The following is a 17491-nucleotide window of genomic DNA, read 5'->3' on the forward strand; positions in this document are numbered from 1 at the left end:
CAAGGAGGCAAAACGATGAGGCAGTATCTCCGCGACAGCAACGGCAGGTTGATCGGCTGGCGGGAAGAGGGAATGGTCGGACGGATCAACGGGCGCGACGATGCCGGACGGCTCGTTGGCTGGTTCGATCCGGCGCGAAATGAAACCCGCAACGCCAACGGTCGGCTGATTGGTCGGGGTGATCTGCTCGGCGGGCTTTTCAACGGCATGTGATCTGGACATCTTTCGCATGGAAAGCTGGTCAGCGCCGGTATGCAAGAGAAGCAAGTCCGGCATCGCCACCGCCCAGGCTATCAGCTTTCGTATTGATTGAAGCCTATTTGCCCGGCCAGCTACGCAGCCAGCCTTCACCCTGCAGGATCATCTCCCCGATCGGATCACCGGTCAGATCAGTTCCGCGATTACGTCCGTTGCCGACCCTTTCGATGCACGCCAAATATCGGTCATGGATCACGCGGCCCTCGCGCCCGGGCCACCATTCGCACAATCTCTCCAACAAGGAAGGACCATCTTCATCAGCCTCCGGACCGCAGGTGATGATCGAGGCCACATCGATGAGCGCCTGATCGCCACTCGCGAAGATATATTGGCGGCCGCTCTCCTCCCCCGATCTGGTGCGTCGGCAGAATTCGCTCACATAAGTGATGTCCCAAGCCGCATTTTTGGCACCCGCTATGGCGCGTTCACGATCGTTTGAGCGCATCGATTTCATCATCCTTCCCTTGTTTGCCAAGGGACCGAAATAGCGGGCGGCGTACATGGCTGCTGGGCCAGCAAGGATGAAGTCATCGATCATCCAGTCGAACAGGGCGAGCATCGAATTGACGGCCTTGCCACCAATGAGAGCTGGCTCTGCGATTTTCAGCGCGACGATATAGTTCCTGCGCCATCGCATCAGTGGCTTGGCCAAGTCATGCGTCTCCGGCTCCGCGACCGGGCCGAGGTCCACTTTTGTCGCCCTTCCGAGCGCCACGTCGATCCATTTGACCGCAGCCCCACGATCGGCCGCTCGAAACCAGCTTAGCTCGGCTTGCGCGCTGGCATTGCCGTCTCGATGGGCAAGCTCATGAAAGGCGAGGCCGGGTTCGATGTCGAGATTCATTGCCTGGGCGAAAGCCATCAGTTTGACCGCAATCTCAGTGGTGCGATCCCATTTGCGCGGCGCTCCTTCGCGAGCGAGTTGCGCCATTCTAGACGCGAGGTTGCGGTCCACGATGAGGGTGGTCTCGATCTCATCGCAGCGTTCGGCATACATAAGCGCCGCGATGTCGAGCAGACCGACTGGCGGTGGAATGAAACCCGACGCCAAGCAGTTGAGCGATGTCAGGCGATTGGCGATCGTTTCGACATCTTCAACGGGAAAATCAGGATCAATGAAGATGGTGAAGCTGTCCATGTAGTCACGCTAGCAAGGACATGACGCTCGGTGAAGGTTCTCCGCCCTAGCCTCACAAATCTTCTGTTGCTCGATAAACATCACCGACATCCGAAATTGGTGTACCACTCAGCAAGCCAATTTGCGCAGCATCGCCTGCTGGTCCTTTCATATCGTTCGTAATTCCGCCCTTTTTGTTCAGATACAGGCCTCCAGCAGAAAAGTTGTAATGAAGGGAGGCTGGGACCGTCTCATGCCGGTAGCGGAAACCCTGATGTGTGACGGCTTGCGCTTGTGTGATCGCGCAAGGCCGGTCACTGGTCAAATGAACACGCGCAGTCAAAGCTAGGGCATATTGATCGCTCTTCCCAAAGCCACTGGTCCCTTCTCCATCGAAGGCCTTACTATCCCGTAGGCTCCCAGTCATATGCCCCCATGAATCAAACATCATGCCAACTGGCAAGATGAGATCCTTGACCCCATTTTCCTCTGCCTCGTTACTCAAGCAAACTTCAAAATTGCCTGAACCCAATGCTTTAGGAACCCAATCAGGCTGGAACGCGACCTGTTTCTTTGGTGCGCTGGGCTGCTCCTCAGCAGTAGAGATGGGCGGCGATTTGTCACAGCCAGCCATCAACAATGTTGCAAGCCCAATGCAACTCCACATGCTCCCCTTCAATTTCATCACCATCTCTTCCTATCTAACAACGCCGACCTTAGCTGCTTGTGCCGCCGCGAGATACTCGGTCCAGTCGGTTGAGATTCCCTTCTGGGCATCTGCCAAACTCATAGCTCCGGCCCGCACCTGCGCAGCGAGGTAATTTTCCACCAAATCCTTCTGTTTGAAATAGCGCTCTCTCAAGGTTGCGCCATCCGGACCGCATTGGGGCCAAATATTGTCGAGCGTGTCCGCACCACCCAGTTCCAGCGAAATCAGGTGATCCAGTTCGCATACCTCGTTCTCACCGGTGTTATGGGTTGGATGCTCGATCCCATACCAATCGTAGGTTTTGGCCTTGTCCTCCGCCGAGGCGGCATGATCTCGTTCGCATTTGGTGGTAAAATTCGGGTCCCTGAGAACATCGACGGTTACGGTGGGGTTGATTGCCCCCCGGAGTGCATGACGGGTCGGGTAACGGGTAACCATTGCTGTTCCGCAAAACGCATGCATGATCTGGCGGGAACGGAACCGCCTGCAACGGGCTGCTGGCTGCCGGATCGATCGGGAACTGTCTGCAATCAACGCCGTTCGCATATGCCGTTCCAGCGGAAAACCCGACACAAGCAACGAGAGCCCACAACAGGTTGAGCATGCGCTTCGAAATGGCTGCCATTCGACCCTCCTATTGTTTCTCCGAAAGTTCTTGGTGATCCCTATCCCCTATCTGTAGCACACATGCATACGCCCGAGGCATGTGCGTCGTGTTGACGCTTTCTTGATAGCCGCCTTCGAAGGGGGCGCTTGGGACCGCGATCGCTTGTGCGCCCCCGCCGTTGATGCCATGATCGTGTCATGGGGAGACACCGACCGAACCTGCAGCGACACCCAAAGAAGCTTGGGGCCTTCTCCCTGTTGCTCGCTGCGATCACGTTGGTCGGGTCGGCAAACGGCGCGGAGCCGGCTGACCCTCACCAAGCTGCGCAGAACGCAGAAAGAGAGATGTTGAAGTGCTTTTTTGCACAAGCCGCGTCGTTCGATGACCACGTTTCGGACGCGTCGACAATCGCGCAGGCCGTCGTAAGCGCGTGCCATCGTCAATTTGACGATTGGAAGTACGCCGGCTTTGAGGAACTGCGACCACTCGAAGCAACGCGGTTCTACGCGGGTATGGAGCGGGCGGCGTCAAGCCTCGCGATCGAAGTGGTACTCAAGGTGAGAGCCGCAGCGAGACACTAGCACAATTGCCCCCATTCTTCCCATAGGCACAGACCTGAATGACCGGCTGCCAAGCCCTGTCCGCCGCTATAATGTTCCGTTCCGGACTCCCCGACTTAGCGGCCATAGCAGGCCGCTTGGCCTCGCCCTGGAAGCCGCCCGACCGGAATTGAGGACGACATTTTTGGCCGGGAATGGCGGTAAGGTTGGGGGGCGGACTTTGAGAAGACGCGGCTCAATGCAGCTTACTAGCTGAGCCACACGAAAGCACCATATACTTTCAGTGCCGCTATACCCAGAAAGCCAGATGCTCTTACGCCCACATGCCATGGGAGGGAAAATGCGATGGCACAGAGAATTGACAGATCGCATTGGGCGGCCCTCGCCGTGACGATGGCTGCGGTGTTTGCGGTACTTTTGTTCAGTGGCTGGTTTGACAGACACGAGGGGGCCGCCGCGTGGGTTCAGGCGGTTGACCAGCCATCGTGCCCATCGTGCCGTTCTCGATATTCGCGTATCGCTTCACCCACAGTTCTTTGCCGCGCAGGCTTTTCGTGAGGCTTTCTTCCTTTCCGCGTGAACCGACGAGAATGGCTTCAAACATGCCGAGGATGTCGTCGCCGTTATCTGCGCTGAAGATTTTGTTGGTCTGCCATACCGCGACATCGACGCCATACTCGTTCAGCGACCAAATCAGTTTGGTGAGAGCTTTCGGCCCTTGGCGGGAAAGCCGGTCGAGGTTTTCAACCACCAGTACCTTGCCTTCGTGCTGGCCGTCGCGGGCTTCTATCTCGAACTTGTGCAGGGCAGAGCCCTGTAAGCGGTTGATGCCGTGAAATGCCGAGCGGCCAGCATCGCTAATCGTATCCGACAAATGCCAGCGCTGTTCTGCGATGTAAGCCAGGCCTCCTCTGTGCTGCCGGTCCATGCCGGTGCCCTTGACTTGATCCGGTGTGGAAACTCGTAGGTATAGAATAGCGTTTTTGCTCATGGTGTTGTCCTAACGCGGGCTGGTTAGGATTTTGTCTACAAGGATTGCCAATTGGGACACCGTTAAAAAAGCCCGCAAATGGCTGGAGGCGCGGGGGATCGAGTACGCTTTTCATGACTACAAGAAGGAAGGCGCCGATCCCGCAAGGCTGATGCGTTGGGTGGACGAGGCCGGTTGGGAAAAGGTGCTTAACCGCGCCGGTACGACGTTCCGGGGACTGCCCGATACGGACAAGGCCGCGCTCGACGCGGCGAAGGCCGTCGCTATAATGGCCGCCAATCCCAGCACCATCAAGCGGCCGGTGGTGGAATATCCCCACGGCCTTCTGGTGGGCTTCAAGGAAGCCGAGTGGGAGGCCGCGCTTACCTGACCTTGCCTGCGGTGGCGATGTAATTGAGGGAGAGATCGTCCGAGAGGTGCAGGCCGCTCAGCGGCGACCAGGTGATGCCCTTCGGTTCATTGAGGACCAGCCCCGCGCCTGAGGCCAGATCGCGCAGTTCGGCAGGGGTGACGAACTGCTTCCAGTCATGCGTTCCGCGTGGAACGTGGCCAAGCCGCTCGGCGACTTCCACCAGCAGCAGGCGCGATTGTGGCGTGCGGTTGGGGCAGGAAAGAATCATCAAGCCGTCGGGGGCCAGCGCATCGGCCAGGGTTTTCAGAAAGGCGGCCTTGTCCGTCACGTGCTCGATCACTTCGAGAGAACAGACGAGGTCGAAGCCGAAGAGGCCCAACGCCGCGAGTTCCCCTTCATGGTAAGTGATCGTGCCCGCCGACAGCCCCATTCCATCCGCATGCGCTCTTGCCGCCGCGATGTTTTCGGGTGCCGCGTCCACGCCCGTCACTTGCGCGCCGAGCCGGGCGAGCGGCTCGCACAGCAGGCCCGCGCCGCAGCCGACGTCCAGCGCGCGCTTGCCGGCAAGGGGGCGCAGTGCGCGCGAATCGATGCCGAAATGGGCATCGATCGCTTCACGAATGAAGGCCAGGCGCACCGGATTGAGCTTGTGAAGCATGGCCGATGAACCCTTCGGGTCCCACCACTCGGCCGCCAGTGCGCCGAAATGCGCGGCTTCCTTCGGATCGATCGTTGCAGTTGCATTGTCCATGAAGCACCCCTAACAGCGCGCCCGACTCTTATCCAGCAAGGCGACACGAAGGAGCACGGGCACCTTGGCACGTATCGTGATGAAATTCGGCGGCACATCTATGGCCGGAACCGAGCGCATCCGGCGCGTGGCGGGGATCGTCAAACGCCAGCAGGACGCCGGGCATGAAGTTGCGGTGGTGGTTTCCGCCATGGCTGGCGAGACCGACCGTCTCGTCAACTTCTGCCGTGAGGCGAATGCGCTTTACGATCCGGCCGAATATGACGTGGTGGTTGCTGCGGGCGAGCAGATCACTTCGGGTCTTCTCGCGCTGACGCTGCAGGCGATGGGCTGCAAAGCGCGGTCGTGGCTGGGCTGGCAGCTTCCCGTTCGAACCAATGACGCCCATGCGAAGGCCCGCATCGAAGAGATTGATTCAGAAGCTCTGCTGGCTTCGATGGCTACGGGCGAAATCGCGGTGATCCCCGGTTTTCAGGGTCTAGCGCCCGAGGGCCGAGTGACCACGCTGGGCCGTGGCGGTTCGGATACTTCGGCGGTCGCCGTGGCGGCGGCCGTGAAGGCGGACCGCTGCGACATCTACACGGATGTTGACGGCGTCTATACCACCGATCCACGCATAGTCGCCAAGGCGCGCAAACTGCCGCTCGTCACGTACGAGGAAATGCTGGAGCTGGCCTCGGTCGGCTCGAAAGTGCTGCAGACGCGTTCAGTCAGTCTGGCCATGAAGGAGAAGGTGCGGGTGCAGGTGCTCTCTTCCTTCATAGACGAGAGCGCGCCCGCCGCCGACACTCTGCCCGGAACGATGATCGTCAGCGACGAAGAACTTGAAGGAAGTGACATGGAACGCCAGCTCATCACCGGTATCGCCGCGGACAAGAACGAGGCGAAAGTCACCCTGACCCGCGTGTCCGACCGTCCGGGCGCGGTGGCCTCCATTTTCGGCCCGCTGGCCGAAGCGAACATCAACGTCGATATGATTATCCAGAACGTTGCCAAGGACAAAGGCGACACGGACGTCACCTTCACGGTGCCGCAGGCTGATCTGGCCCGCACGCAGGCGATGCTGGAGGAGCGCAAGGAGGCGATCGGCTATTACCGCATGATCTCCGATGACAAGGTCGCCAAGATCAGTGTCGTGGGCGTGGGTATGCGCAGCCATGCGGGCGTTGCCAGCACGATGTTCAAGACGCTGGCTGACCGCGGTATCAACATCCAGGCTATCTCCACCAGCGAGATCAAGGTTTCAGTGTTGATCGATGCCGACGAGACGGAACTGGCCGTGCGCGTGCTGCACACGGCTTATGGGCTGGACGCCGCCTGAGCGTTCGTTTGGAAATGCCCGGAATGGGCATTCCCAGATAGGTTGGTAACCGCCTTCAAGCGGCGCGGTAGAACACCGCGTCCGCGCAAACGCGATTTCGGCCCTGTTCCTTGGCCATGTAAAGCATCTGGTCGGCCGCGTTGAGGTTGTTGTCGAGCCCTTCGGCGAACTGGACGACGGCGACGCCGAGCGAGGCTGTCACTTGCAGCCTTGCCTCGTTGTGAGGCAGCACCACTTCGGCGATCGCCTTGCGCACCTCTTCGCAGACGGTCACGGCGTCGTCATTGGACATGCCGGTCAGCAGGATGACAAATTCCTCGCCGCCAAGGCGGGCTGACAGGCACTTGTGCTGGGCCAGTACCTTGTGCGCCGTCTTTGCCACGGCCTGCAGCACCTTGTCGCCGACGTCGTGACCGTAAGTGTCGTTGAACTTCTTGAAGTGGTCGACATCCAGGATCGCGATGGAGGCGCTGTCATGTTTTTCGCGCAAGTGCGCGAGTTGAGCCTGCGCCTGTTCGAAAAAGGCGCGTCGGTTATACATGCCGGTCAGGAAGTCGCGCTCGGCCAGGGACTGTAGCCGCCGCATCTGGTGCAGCGTCTCGATGTTGCCGGCAATGCGGCATCGCACTTCTTCTGCGATGTAGGGGCGGTAGACGAAGTCCGAGGCGCCCGCCTTGAGCAGCGCGGCCGAGAGATAGGGATCGGAACTGGCGGAAATGCCGATGATGCGGATGCGTTCGGGAGCATAACTGGCACGGATGCGTCGCGTAAGCTCCTGGCCATCCATGTCGGGCATATGGAAGTCGGTGATGACAAGCTGGATGTCGCCGTGCGCCGCTAACACCTCCAACGCTTCCAAGCCGCAGGTTGCCTCGTAGATCCGGTAATTCTGCAGGCGCAGGATTTCGTTCAGCGTCGCCCGCGCGCTCGCGCTGTCATCAACGACCAGGATGGAGGCGACCGCAGCCTCGGTAATCCGCTGGATGGTGCGGATGATATGATCGATGGTGTCCTTTGCGTCCTTGATGAAATAGTCGACGATGTGCGGCGCACTGGCGCGTTCGCGCACTTTGCGGTTCAGCGTCGCGGTGAAGAGGATGGTCGGAACCCCTTCTTCCTCCAACAGGTCGATGATTTCGCCATCAGGTGCATCGGGCAGATTCATGCCGGTCAGCGCCAGACCGGGGCGGCCTTGGGTCAAGGCCCGTTCAGCCTCCGCGTAAGTCTTGCACCATTCGACTTCACCGGCCGTTTCCGACTCGATGCGGGACTTGAGCATCAGTGCCATCGCCGCCGAATCCTCCACGAGCAGGATGGTCGAGGACGTCTGCGCCACCGTCTCGAACGGCTGAGCGCTATGGATCTGGCGGAAGCGGGTCACGAGAGCTCCTTGCAGCGTGGGCACAGCGAGGCCGGAAGCAGCTCTCGCCGCGTACGGTTCGCATAAGACCGGTTAGTTTCTGATGAAGGGCCTCATGCGGTGCATCCGTTTGCACTCGTGAGTCGGACATTTACCTTGGCGTCGATCGTCCCGGTTTCGCTCCGCGTGAGACGCCTCATTCCCGGCTGTTCAAGGCATATCCGCGAAGTATCGGGCCATAGCGTCCACGGCCTTGTCAGTCAGTTCGATGAAGGCGCGGCGGCGGTCGCTGTCGTCGCACAGGCGCACGAAAAGCCCCGCGTCGATCATCTGGCCGATCCAGCGCAGCGCGGTCGTCGGTGGAACGCCCGAGGCAATGCATAGCGACGTGACGGAGACCCGTTTATGCTCCACACGCGCGGCGGTGAGATCGAGCAGCATGTCCCATGCCGGATCGGCGAACAGCCCGGCGTTGAAATGGCGGGCGCGCTGTTGGCGCTGGCGGATGATCTTGCGCACCAGACGCGCATCGGGAAGCGCTGGGCGGGCAGCCCGCTTCTTCGCGGTCACCGCTCCATTCGGCCCCTCGACCAGCCGGTCGGAAGTATGATCGGCGAAACGAAAAGCCCCGAGGCCCGCGTCCTTCACTTGCGTTCCTCCCGGCGCGAGATGCTCGATCCGACCGGCGATTTGCCCCACCTGCTCGGAAAGACGCAGCAGCATCAGCCGATCGTCCTCGGAAAGTTCGCGCAGCCTTGTGGGAGATACGCTGCTCAGCACTTGTCCTAGCGCGATCACCCGTTCCGCCCGACTGGGATTGACCAGCAGCACCGGCGCCGATTGGTCCATACAGGCAAAGACCTCGTCCAGAGCATCAACGCTGGTTGAAACGATCAGTCTTGCCTCGCACCGCGCGGCGCGCTGATCCAGCCGCGTCAGAGCCGCAGCTGCGCGCGCATCCACTTGCGGGCAATCGACAAGCACGATGTCGCCCAGCGGCCTCGCGCCGCTTTCAAGCAGGTCCGCCAGCGAACCAGCGGCCGTGACCGTCAGTCGCGCGGCTTGTGCATCTTCCTGCATCGTGGCGCGCAGATGTCCCCGATCTGCGAAAATCGAAATTGCCACCGGAAGTCCGCTCATCGCCCCATCCGTGGGCCGGACCGAGTAGCTGAAATCCTGCTGTTGGAAGTCCATGCCGTTCATCTGTTCCGACTCCGTGCCAAGTGCCGTGAACATAGATAGAACATAAAGGGATCACGTCAAGAATGAGGCTAGGTTAAAATTTTGTAAGCCTATGTCCACCAGCCTCCGAGCTCGCGGCGGACGAGCGTTTCGAGCATGGCCATGCCCGTTGCCCGGTCATTGAGGCAGGCGAGCGTCGCATATCGTTCGCCACCAGCGGTCGTGAAGACGTCTTGCCCCCGGATGGCCAATTCCTCCAGCGTTTCCACACAATCGGCGGAAAAGCCCGGTGCGATCACCGCCAGGGCGCGCGTGCCGCCTTTCGCCTCGCGGGCCAGCACCGCCTCCGTCGCCGGTTCAAGCCACTTCGCGCGACCAAAGCGGGACTGGAAGGCGGTTTCTATCCGCAGTCCGGGCCGCAGTCCGGGCCGCAGTCCGAGCCGCAGTCCGGGATGCCGGGCAGCCAGTCGTTCGCTCAGCAGGCGGGAGGTCTTGCGGCAATGGCAGTGATAGGGGTCCCCCAGATGCAGGGTGCGCTCCGGCATTCCGTGATAGGAGAGGAGGAGCACCTGCGGCGTGAAGTCCAATGCTTGCAGTTGCGCCGTGATGTCGTTTTCCAGCGCGGCGATATAGGCAGGATCGTCGTAATACGGTGGCAGGGTCCGCAGCGCCGGCTGCCAGCGCATGGTCCGCAGGGCATCGCCGACCCGATCCAGCACAGAGGCGGTCGTCGCCGCCGAATATTGCGGATAGAGCGGCGCCACGAGAATGCGATCGCATCCCGCCTCCTTCATGGCCCGCAGTTTCGCGGGGATCGACGGGTTGCCGTAGCGCATCGTCCAGTCCACCCGCACGCTTTCCCCCAGCCGTTCCTGCAGCTTCTGCGCCTGCCCGGCGGTAATGGCGGCAAGGGGCGAACCCTCGTCGGTCCAGACCTGGGCATAGGCGTGCGCGGATCTGGCCGGGCGCGTGCGCAGGATCACGCCGTGGAGAATTGGCTTCCAGACCAACGCCGGAAGCTCCACCACCCGCCGGTCGGAAAGGAACTCCGCAAGATAGCGCCGCACCGCGTCCGGCGTCGGCGCATCGGGGGTGCCGAGATTGACGAGCAACACGCCGACGCCGTTTGGGGGCAGGGCGGGATGATGGGACGGAGGCATCAAATTTCCTCGTCAAACAGCGGCAAACGGCGAAATCGCACCCCGGTCGCCGAATAGAGGGCATTGGCGACTGCGGGCGCTACCGCGGCCACCCCCAGCTCGCCGGGATCGGCCGGATCGGCATCGCTCGGGACGAAATCCACCTCGATCGTGGGGCAATCCGCCAGCACGGGCAAGGCCAGTTCGCCAAGCCTCTCGGTGAGCGGGCGGCCCTCTTCGTAGCGCATCGAGCAGCCGAGCACGAGGCCGAGGCCGAACACCAGCCCGCCTTCCACCTGCTGGCGGGCGATGTCGAGGTTGATGATGCGGCCGATGTCGGAAACCGCACTCAGCCGGTCAACGCGCACGCCGTTCTCATCCCGGCGCGCGCTGGCGACGACGGCGATGCGTCCTTCACCGATCACGTGGCAAGCGATGCCCTGGCCGCTATTGTCACCGCCCCCGCCCCACTGCCCCAGTCCGGCAGCGCGCTGCAAGCATTCGACGAGACGCGGATCCTTGCCCAGCATGGCAATGCGGTATGACAGCGGTTCCCGCCCCGCCTTATGCGCCAGTTCGTCAATGAAGCTTTCGTTGAAGAACGCCGTATAGCTATGAGCATTGCCGCGCAGACGCCCCACGGGCAAGGCGATCCGCGCGGGCACGTGATCGACCGCAACGGCGGGAATGGCATAAGGCGGCACCGCGCCTTCAAGCGCCAGCGGATCGGCCTTTCCGGCGACCGCTGCGACCGCCTGCTCCGGACTGTCCTGGCCGAACAGGCGGCGGCCGAATTGCAGGGCGGCGGGCGGCGCGGCGATGCGCGCGCGCCAGCCGGCTACGCCGCCTTCGGCGTCAGGACGCGCAGCCATTACCGCGACCACGGGCGTTCGCGGCAGGCCGGCGCGCATTTCCTCACCGCGCGACCAGGTCAGTTGCACCGGCTGGCCCAGCTCCTTCGCCAGGATCGCGACTTGCGCCGCGTGGGCAAATTCCAACCGCCGGTCGAAGCTGCCGCCCAGAGGCATCGGATAAAGCACCACGTCGGCAATCGAGAGGCCCACGGCCCGCGCCGCCGATTCGCGCGTGGCCTCGGGCGCCTGCGTGCCGATCCATAGTTCGAGACGGCCGTGCTCAAGGCGGGCGGTGGCGCTGGCGGTTTCGATCGTGGCGTGAACGGCGGGCGAGACTTCGTAGCGCAATTGGAGTGGCAGTCCGCCCTCGATAAGCGCCATATCCCCCGCCGCGTAAATGCGGTGCGCCTTGCCGGTGCGCATGGCTTCGTCAAGGGCGGCATCAACGGCGTTGCTGTCGATCGGGCCTGTCACCTTGAACCGGGGCGCCATGCGGGCAAGGGCGGTTTCGGCGGTCCACCAGTCTTGCGCCACCGCGGCGACCCAGCCTTCGCCCTTCACTACCCGCACGAAGCCCTTCGTGCCTTTCGCCGCATCCTCGCGCATCGCAAATAGCGAAGCGTCGGCGCCCAGCGGCGCGTGGCGAATGGCGGCATGGAGCATTCCCGGTAGCCGCACATCCCCTGCGAAGGTCCATGAACCATCGACCTTGGACAGTTGATCGAGTCGGGGATAGCGCGGCGGTGCGCCGGCGGAATTGCGCTCCTGCTTCTCGGCCATGGCGTCGGCCCGTAATGGCGGGGTGGAGGGCGGGGCATGAGCCGCCGCTTCTTCCGCCAGAGCGCCGAAGGGAAGGTGCCTGGTTTGCGGAGCACCCTTGTGGACCACGAAGCCGTCCCTTGCTTCGCAATCCTGCCAATCAACGCCCCAGCGCGCGGCCGCGGCCTTCATCAGCATGGCTCTGGCCGATGCGGCAGCGGCGCGAGCGGGCGCTTCATACGCGGCGATGGACATCCCGTCTGCCGTGGCGTTGAAGGCGCGATCCTCAGCCCAGCGGCGAGCGAGCATCCCATGCGGGTTTTCCGCCAGAGACGGTGCTAGCGGCATCCATAGAGGCGCCCACCGTGCCGCAAGCGCGAGGTTGGCATAGATCGGGCTGACCGGCACGGTTTCGACAGCCACCTGCCGCCAGTCGGCGCCCAATTCGTGTGCGACCACTTGCGGGATCAGCGTCGTCACGCCCTGGCCCATCTCCACTTGCGGCACCGCCACCGAAACCACGCCGTCCTTGCCGATCTTGATCCAGGCATCGAAGGCGAACTCGCCGGGGGCGGGCTGCAATGGTAGAGGAAATCGGCGGGGTCGAACGACATATCCCAGCGCCAGCCCGCTTCCGGCCAGGACCCCGATCAGGATGCCGCGCCGGGTCAGCGCCATCAATGCGTTTCCAGCCAGTCTGCGATCTTGCCCGCCAGGTCAGCGAAAGCCTGTGCCTGCGGTCCCTCGCCGGCGGCGGTGGGTGTGCCCGCGTCTCCCTCGCGGCGGATCGCGATGTCCAGCGGTATACGGCCAAGAAAGCCGGTTCCCATGTGGCCGGCCGCCGCCTCTGCGCCGCCCGAGCCGAAAGGATCGCTTACCTCGCCGCAATGCGGGCAGGTGTAACCGGCCATGTTCTCGATCACGCCGATGACCGGCACCGCGCCCTTGGCGAAAAGTTCGGCGGCGCGGGTCGCGTCCATCAGCGCAAGGTCCTGCGGGGTGGAGACGATCACGGCCCCGGCCGGTTTGAACTTTTGCAGCATGGTAAGCTGAATGTCGCCCGTGCCCGGCGGCAGGTCCACGATCAGAACCTCCGCCTCGTCCCAATGCCCTTCCAGCAGTTGCGTTAGCGCGCCGGAGGCCATGGGGCCGCGCCAGGCGATTGCCTGGCCAGGCTCCGCAAGGTGCGCCATGGACAGTACTGGCACGCCCCATTGGCTGGCGATGGGCACCAGGCGATTGTCATGCGCGACAGGGCGGCTGCCTTCGGTGCCCAGCAGGCGAGCCTGCGAAGGACCGTAGATGTCGGCATCGACAAGGCCGACCTTGTGCCCGGCGCGGGCTAGCGCCACGGCGAGATTGGCGGCGACGGTGGACTTGCCCACCCCCCCTTTGCCCGAGCCGATCGCGACGATTTGTGGACCAGTATTTTTCCCTCTTTCCGGATTCTTGTCCGCCATCATCGCCACGCGCACTTCGGTGACGCCCGGAGCGCCGTTGAGCGCTTGCCGCACGGATGCTTCCAGCGCGTCGCGCCCCGGCGCGCCAAGCCCGGTGGCATCGAGCACGAGGGTGGCGCACCCGTCAGCCAGGCGCAGCGATTGCAGGCGCGGGGCAGCTTCTGGCGGCAGAAGGGTTTTCAGCGCGTCGGCGGCGTCACTCGTCATGCTTTCTCCAGGCCCGTAATTCGTGGCGGGTGCTGCCGCTCAGGTGGCGCAGTCGCGCAAAAAGGGCAAGACAGCCCTGTATTTTGCGCGGGGGGTACTTATAGATGGGTTCATGAAAGTAATCGGCGATGCAATGACGGGATCGGGCACTGGCCCGAATGCCCCCGTGGGACTGGCGATGGCCGGCCGCAACAGCCCGTGGGGCAGCGGCGGCAAGGACGACGGGCGGAAAAGCGGCGACGATGAAGGAGCTGGGGCCGACGGACCGGCCGGCAAGAGCGATGATGCGGGGAAAGGCGATGATGGCGGCAAGGGGCCGCGCAATCCGTGGCTTCCCAGCGGGGAGACACCGCCGCGCCGCTCGGCCAGCATCGAGGATATCTTCCGCAATCGCGAGCAGCGCCGTTCGGGCGGCTCCGGCGGTTCGGGCGGAGGCTTCCCGCGAATCCCGCGCCGGCCGGACGGCAAGTCCTGGTTGCCGCTGGGGATCGGCCTTGCGGTCGCGGCGGCGCTCCTGTTGTCGAGCGTCCACGTGCTGGGGCCAAAAGACCAGGGCATAGTCACCATCTTCGGAAAATATTCCCGTCCGGTCGATTCCGGCGTGAGCCTGACACTGCCTTGGCCGATTGAGCAGGTGGACGTGGAGGATGTGCGCTCGTTCCGGGTGGATATGATTCCTGAGAACGACACGGAAAAGCTGATGCTCACGAGCGACAAGAACCTTGTCGATCTTAGCTACCTGGTGCGGTGGAACATCAAGAACCTGAAGAATTACAAGTTCCGCCTCGTCGATCCGGAGGAAACCGTGCGTGAAGTGGCCGAGGCGGCGATGCGCGCCTCGATTGCGCAGATATCTCTAAATGATGCGATTTCCGGCGCCGGGCGGGCGCAAATGGAAGAGGATGTGCGGGACCGCATGCAGCACGTCCTGGATGCTTACAAGTCGGGCGTTGCGGTGCAGGGTGTGGAGATCAAGAAGGCCGACCCGCCTGCCAAGACCAGGTCTGCGTTCGAACAGGTCACCGTCGCTCAGCAGGAAGCCGAGCGTGACCGCAGCGAGGCGCGTGCGTGGGCGCAGCAACTTCTTGCCCGGGCGCAGGGCGATGCTACCGCTTTCAACAAGGTCTATGAACAGTACAAGCTTGCCCCCGAAGTGACCAAGCGCCGAATGTATTACGAGACGATGGAGCGCGTGCTGCGCGATAATGACACGGTCGTCGCCGGTGCGCCGGGCGTAACATCTTACCTCCCGCTGCCGGAAATGAAGCGGCGCAAGGCAGACGATGCCCCGCCGGATGCGGCCGCCACCGGGACGGGAGGACAATGATGCGCAACTTGTGGGAAGACTACAAGGCGGCGTGGATCCTCGCCGGCGTCATCATCGTCGGTTTGATGATGAGCGTGATCGTCGTGCCGGAGAACGAAGAGGCCGTCGTCATCCGGGCCGGTCGACCTGTGGCGGTCTACAATCCGTTCAATGCCAAGGCCGATTTCGGCCAGACCGACGCCGGTGTTCATTTCCGTGTGCCGCTGATCGACAGGGTGCAGCGAATCGACAAGCGCCTGCTTTCCGTAGACATGCAATCGCAGCAGGTGCTTTCGACCGACCAGCAACGCCTGAATGTCGATGCCTTCGCCCGCTATCGGATCATCGATCCGGTGCGCATGGTCGAAACCGCCGGCACGTCTGATCGGGTGACCGAACAGCTTCAGCCGATCCTTTCCTCGGTCGTGCGCCAGGAGCTGGGCAAACGCACGTTTCAGTCGCTGCTGACGGCTGAACGGGGCCGGGCCATGATAAACATTCGCGATCTGCTTGATCGGGAAGCCCGTGAGTATGGCGCGCAAGTCGTCGACGTGCGGATCAAGCGCGCCGATCTGCCCGACGGTGCGCTGGAAAGCGCTTTCGCCCGCATGGAGGCGGCGCGGCAGGAAGAGGCCAAGACGGTCGCGGCGCAGGGGCAGCGCGATGCGCAGATCATCCGCGCTGATGCCGAGGCGCAGTCTGCCAAGACTTATGCCGACAGTTTCGGCAAGGACCCGGAGTTCTATGATTTTTACCGGGCCATGCAAAGCTATACGGTGTCGTTCGCGAAGGATCAGGCCAACAAGACCCTTCTACTCTCGCCCGATAATGCCTACCTGAGGCACTTCAGGGAGCCGTAACCGCCCGAAAAGGGCCGAATGGAGGCCAGGCCGCGCCATTCAATCCCGGTTAAGCCTGCGGGCGTCAACCGAACCGGGTAGGACATGGTGCCGCTGGCCCCCGCTGTGGAGGAATCAAAGGACGTGAAGCCCGTGCGATATGCTTATGGACTGACGACAGCGCTCCTGCTGGGGGGCGCCACCCTGACGCTGGCGACCGGCTATCCGGCCGGGGCGCAAGTGGCTCAGAACGAAGCGAGCCAGATATCCAAGGTCGTTCCGCGATCCGGCGCGCCGGCCAGTTTCGCAGACTTGACCGAACAACTCGCGCCGGCGGTGGTCAATATCTCGACGCGCCAACGGATCCAGGTGCAAGCGGCGGACAATCCTTTCGCCGGCACCCCGTTCGAAGGGCTGTTCGGCGGCCAGGGCCAGGGCCAAGGCCAGGGCGGCGGCAATCAGACGCGCGAGGCGCAATCGTTGGGTTCCGGCTTCATCATCTCGGCCGATGGCTATGTGGTGACGAACAATCACGTCATCACCGCTGAGGGCAAGGGAGAGGTCGAGTCGATCACCGTCACCCTGTCCAATGGAGACGAATATCCCGCCAAGCTGGTGGGCAAGGATGCGGCCTCAGACCTCGCGGTTCTGAAGATCAGCGCCAAGAAACCGCTGCCTTTCGTAAAATTCGGCGATTCGCGGCACGCGCGCGTAGGCGATTGGATCATCGCCATCGGTAACCCGTTTGGCCTGGGCGGCACGGTGACCTCGGGCATTATCTCGGCGGTCTATCGCAACACCGGCAATGGCGGCGCCTATGACCGTTACTTGCAGACCGACGCCGCCATCAACCGCGGCAATTCGGGCGGACCGATGTTCGACATGAACGGACAGGTCATCGGCATCAATAACGCGATTTTCTCGCCCACCGGCGGCAGCGTCGGCATTGGTTTTGCAATCCCGGCGGACACCGCCGCACCGATCGTCCAGAAACTGATCCGGGGCGAGGCGATCGAGCGAGGCTATCTGGGCGTGCGCATTCAACCGCTGAATGATGACCTCGCGGATTCGCTGGGTCTCGAGCACAACAAGGGCGAGTTCATCCAGGCCGTCGAGCCGGATGGCGCGGCCGCCAAGGCCGGCATCCAGGCAGGCGATGTGATCGTGAAGGTGAACGGCCAGGAGGTCACGCGCGACCAGACCTTGTCGTATCTCGTCGCCAATACCGCGCCGGGCACGCGCATTCCGGTCGAGCTGCTTCGCAACGGCCACCAGATGATCGTGACCGCCACCGTCGCCAAGCGGCCGAGCGACGACGAACTGCAGCAGGGCTTCAACCCTGACGGCAATCAGGACAACGATGCCTTCAACGGCGGGTCCGACCAGCAGCAGCCGCAACAGCAGGGGTTGGTCGAAAAGTCGCTGGGCATGTCAGTCACACCGCTCACTCCGCAGATCGCGCGGCAGCTCGGCACGGCGGACAGTACGCGCGGCGTCGTGATCGTCGCGGTGGACCCGAGTTCCGATGCCGGGCAGAAGGGCTTCGCCCGCGGTTTCATTATCCTTGCCGCGAACGGTCAGCCAGTGACAACGAAGGCGGACCTTGAAACGGCGGTCAAGGCTGCCAAGGCTGATGGCCGCGCCGCGATCCTGCTGCGCGTTCAGCCACGCGGGCAGTCTCCGATCTTCGTGCCCGTCCGCTTGCGCTGACGCAAATAT

The 17491-nt window shown here is 62.7% G+C and carries 16 protein-coding genes; 6 read left to right on the forward strand and 10 right to left on the reverse strand.

Features of this window, described 5'->3' with window-relative positions; genetic code table 11:
- Positions 1-15 precede the first annotated feature (15 nt).
- Positions 16-213, forward strand: coding sequence for a hypothetical protein (locus V7D69_RS06920; protein WP_324063005.1), 198 nt, complete (start codon positions 16-18; stop codon positions 211-213).
- A 103-nt stretch (positions 214-316) separates the two neighbouring features.
- On the opposite strand, the gene V7D69_RS06925 is transcribed toward V7D69_RS06920, so the two are convergent.
- The 4 genes from V7D69_RS06925 to V7D69_RS06940 form a co-directional block, all read right to left on the reverse strand.
- Positions 317-1396, reverse strand: a complete 1080-nt coding sequence (locus V7D69_RS06925) for a hypothetical protein (RefSeq protein WP_324063006.1) — start codon at positions 1394-1396, stop codon at positions 317-319.
- Positions 1397-1448: 52 nt separating this feature from the next.
- Positions 1449-2060 (reverse strand): hypothetical protein, encoded by a 612-nt coding sequence (locus V7D69_RS06930; protein ID WP_333605409.1) that lies wholly within the window; start codon positions 2058-2060, stop codon positions 1449-1451.
- A 12-nt stretch (positions 2061-2072) separates the two neighbouring features.
- Positions 2073-2630: a hypothetical protein gene (locus V7D69_RS06935; RefSeq protein ID WP_333605410.1), complete on the reverse strand. Its 558-nt coding sequence runs from the start codon at positions 2628-2630 to the stop codon at positions 2073-2075.
- A 1042-nt stretch (positions 2631-3672) separates the two neighbouring features.
- Positions 3673-4242, reverse strand: coding sequence for a recombinase family protein (locus V7D69_RS06940; RefSeq protein ID WP_333605411.1), 570 nt, complete (start codon positions 4240-4242; stop codon positions 3673-3675).
- A gap of 31 nt (positions 4243-4273) precedes the next feature.
- Here V7D69_RS06940 and V7D69_RS06945 point away from each other — a divergent pair, with 31 nt between their 5' ends.
- Complete coding sequence (locus tag V7D69_RS06945) at positions 4274-4612, forward strand: Spx/MgsR family RNA polymerase-binding regulatory protein (protein WP_324063268.1); 339 nt, start codon at positions 4274-4276, stop codon at positions 4610-4612.
- On the opposite strand, the gene ubiG is transcribed toward V7D69_RS06945, so the two are convergent.
- Positions 4605-5345, reverse strand: coding sequence for a bifunctional 2-polyprenyl-6-hydroxyphenol methylase/3-demethylubiquinol 3-O-methyltransferase UbiG (gene ubiG, locus V7D69_RS06950; RefSeq protein ID WP_324063266.1), 741 nt, complete (start codon positions 5343-5345; stop codon positions 4605-4607). The genes V7D69_RS06945 and ubiG overlap by 8 nt on opposite strands.
- Positions 5346-5409: 64 nt before the next feature.
- On the opposite strand from ubiG, the gene V7D69_RS06955 reads away from it, so the two are divergent.
- Entirely contained in the window at positions 5410-6666 is a 1257-nt protein-coding gene (locus V7D69_RS06955) for an aspartate kinase (protein ID WP_414690989.1), read from the forward strand.
- Positions 6667-6721: 55 nt separating this feature from the next.
- On the opposite strand, the gene V7D69_RS06960 is transcribed toward V7D69_RS06955, so the two are convergent.
- From V7D69_RS06960 to V7D69_RS06980, 5 genes are all read right to left on the reverse strand, one after another.
- Positions 6722-8047 (reverse strand): GGDEF domain-containing response regulator, encoded by a 1326-nt coding sequence (locus V7D69_RS06960; protein WP_324063265.1) that lies wholly within the window; start codon positions 8045-8047, stop codon positions 6722-6724.
- 189 nt (positions 8048-8236) lie between these two features.
- The gene (locus tag V7D69_RS06965) at positions 8237-9229 is read right to left on the reverse strand and encodes a MarR family transcriptional regulator (RefSeq protein WP_333605412.1); all 993 of its coding nucleotides are present in this window, start codon (positions 9227-9229) and stop codon (positions 8237-8239) included.
- Positions 9230-9318: 89 nt separating this feature from the next.
- The gene (gene hemH, locus V7D69_RS06970) at positions 9319-10368 is read right to left on the reverse strand and encodes a ferrochelatase (protein WP_333605413.1); all 1050 of its coding nucleotides are present in this window, start codon (positions 10366-10368) and stop codon (positions 9319-9321) included.
- Positions 10368-12638 (reverse strand): molybdopterin cofactor-binding domain-containing protein, encoded by a 2271-nt coding sequence (locus tag V7D69_RS06975; RefSeq protein ID WP_333605414.1) that lies wholly within the window; start codon positions 12636-12638, stop codon positions 10368-10370. Before V7D69_RS06975 ends, hemH begins: the two co-directional genes overlap by 1 nt.
- Positions 12638-13627, reverse strand: a complete 990-nt coding sequence (locus V7D69_RS06980; protein WP_324063258.1) for a P-loop NTPase — start codon at positions 13625-13627, stop codon at positions 12638-12640. The genes V7D69_RS06975 and V7D69_RS06980 overlap by 1 nt, the downstream gene beginning before the upstream one ends.
- Positions 13628-13805: 178 nt before the next feature.
- Between V7D69_RS06980 and hflK the strand changes: the two genes are divergently transcribed.
- The 3 genes from hflK to V7D69_RS06995 all read left to right on the forward strand — a co-directional run bounded on the left by hflK (position 13806) and on the right by V7D69_RS06995 (position 17482).
- A complete protein-coding gene (gene hflK, locus V7D69_RS06985; protein WP_324063273.1) occupies positions 13806-14954 on the forward strand; it encodes a protease modulator HflK in 1149 nt (382 codons plus the stop codon).
- The gene (gene hflC, locus V7D69_RS06990; RefSeq protein ID WP_324063271.1) at positions 14954-15793 is read left to right on the forward strand and encodes a protease modulator HflC; all 840 of its coding nucleotides are present in this window, start codon (positions 14954-14956) and stop codon (positions 15791-15793) included. The genes hflK and hflC overlap by 1 nt, the downstream gene beginning before the upstream one ends.
- Before the next feature lie 132 nt (positions 15794-15925).
- Positions 15926-17482, forward strand: a complete 1557-nt coding sequence (locus V7D69_RS06995) for a Do family serine endopeptidase (RefSeq protein ID WP_333605421.1) — start codon at positions 15926-15928, stop codon at positions 17480-17482.
- Positions 17483-17491 lie beyond the last annotated feature (9 nt).

The organism is Novosphingobium sp. (assembly GCF_036733805.1).
GTDB lineage: Bacteria > Pseudomonadota > Alphaproteobacteria > Sphingomonadales > Sphingomonadaceae > Novosphingobium.

Bases quoted from the DNA above. Each gene is read 5' to 3' on its own strand.
- V7D69_RS06920 (WP_324063005.1), top strand. From the start codon at position 16: ATGAGGCAGTATCTCCGCGACAGCAACGGCAGGTTGATCGGCTGGCGG.
- V7D69_RS06925 (WP_324063006.1), bottom strand. From the start codon at position 1,396: ATGGACAGCTTCACCATCTTCATTGATCCTGATTTTCCCGTTGAAGAT.
- V7D69_RS06930 (WP_333605409.1), bottom strand. From the start codon at position 2,060: ATGAAATTGAAGGGGAGCATGTGGAGTTGCATTGGGCTTGCAACATTG.
- V7D69_RS06935 (WP_333605410.1), bottom strand. From the start codon at position 2,630: ATGCGAACGGCGTTGATTGCAGACAGTTCCCGATCGATCCGGCAGCCA.
- V7D69_RS06940 (WP_333605411.1), bottom strand. From the start codon at position 4,242: ATGAGCAAAAACGCTATTCTATACCTACGAGTTTCCACACCGGATCAA.
- ubiG (WP_324063266.1), bottom strand. From the start codon at position 5,345: ATGGACAATGCAACTGCAACGATCGATCCGAAGGAAGCCGCGCATTTC.
- V7D69_RS06965 (WP_333605412.1), bottom strand. From the start codon at position 9,229: ATGAACGGCATGGACTTCCAACAGCAGGATTTCAGCTACTCGGTCCGG.
- hemH (WP_333605413.1), bottom strand. From the start codon at position 10,368: ATGCCTCCGTCCCATCATCCCGCCCTGCCCCCAAACGGCGTCGGCGTG.
- V7D69_RS06975 (WP_333605414.1), bottom strand. From the start codon at position 12,638: ATGGCGCTGACCCGGCGCGGCATCCTGATCGGGGTCCTGGCCGGAAGC.
- V7D69_RS06980 (WP_324063258.1), bottom strand. From the start codon at position 13,627: ATGACGAGTGACGCCGCCGACGCGCTGAAAACCCTTCTGCCGCCAGAA.
- hflK (WP_324063273.1), top strand. From the start codon at position 13,806: ATGGCCGGCCGCAACAGCCCGTGGGGCAGCGGCGGCAAGGACGACGGG.
- hflC (WP_324063271.1), top strand. From the start codon at position 14,954: ATGCGCAACTTGTGGGAAGACTACAAGGCGGCGTGGATCCTCGCCGGC.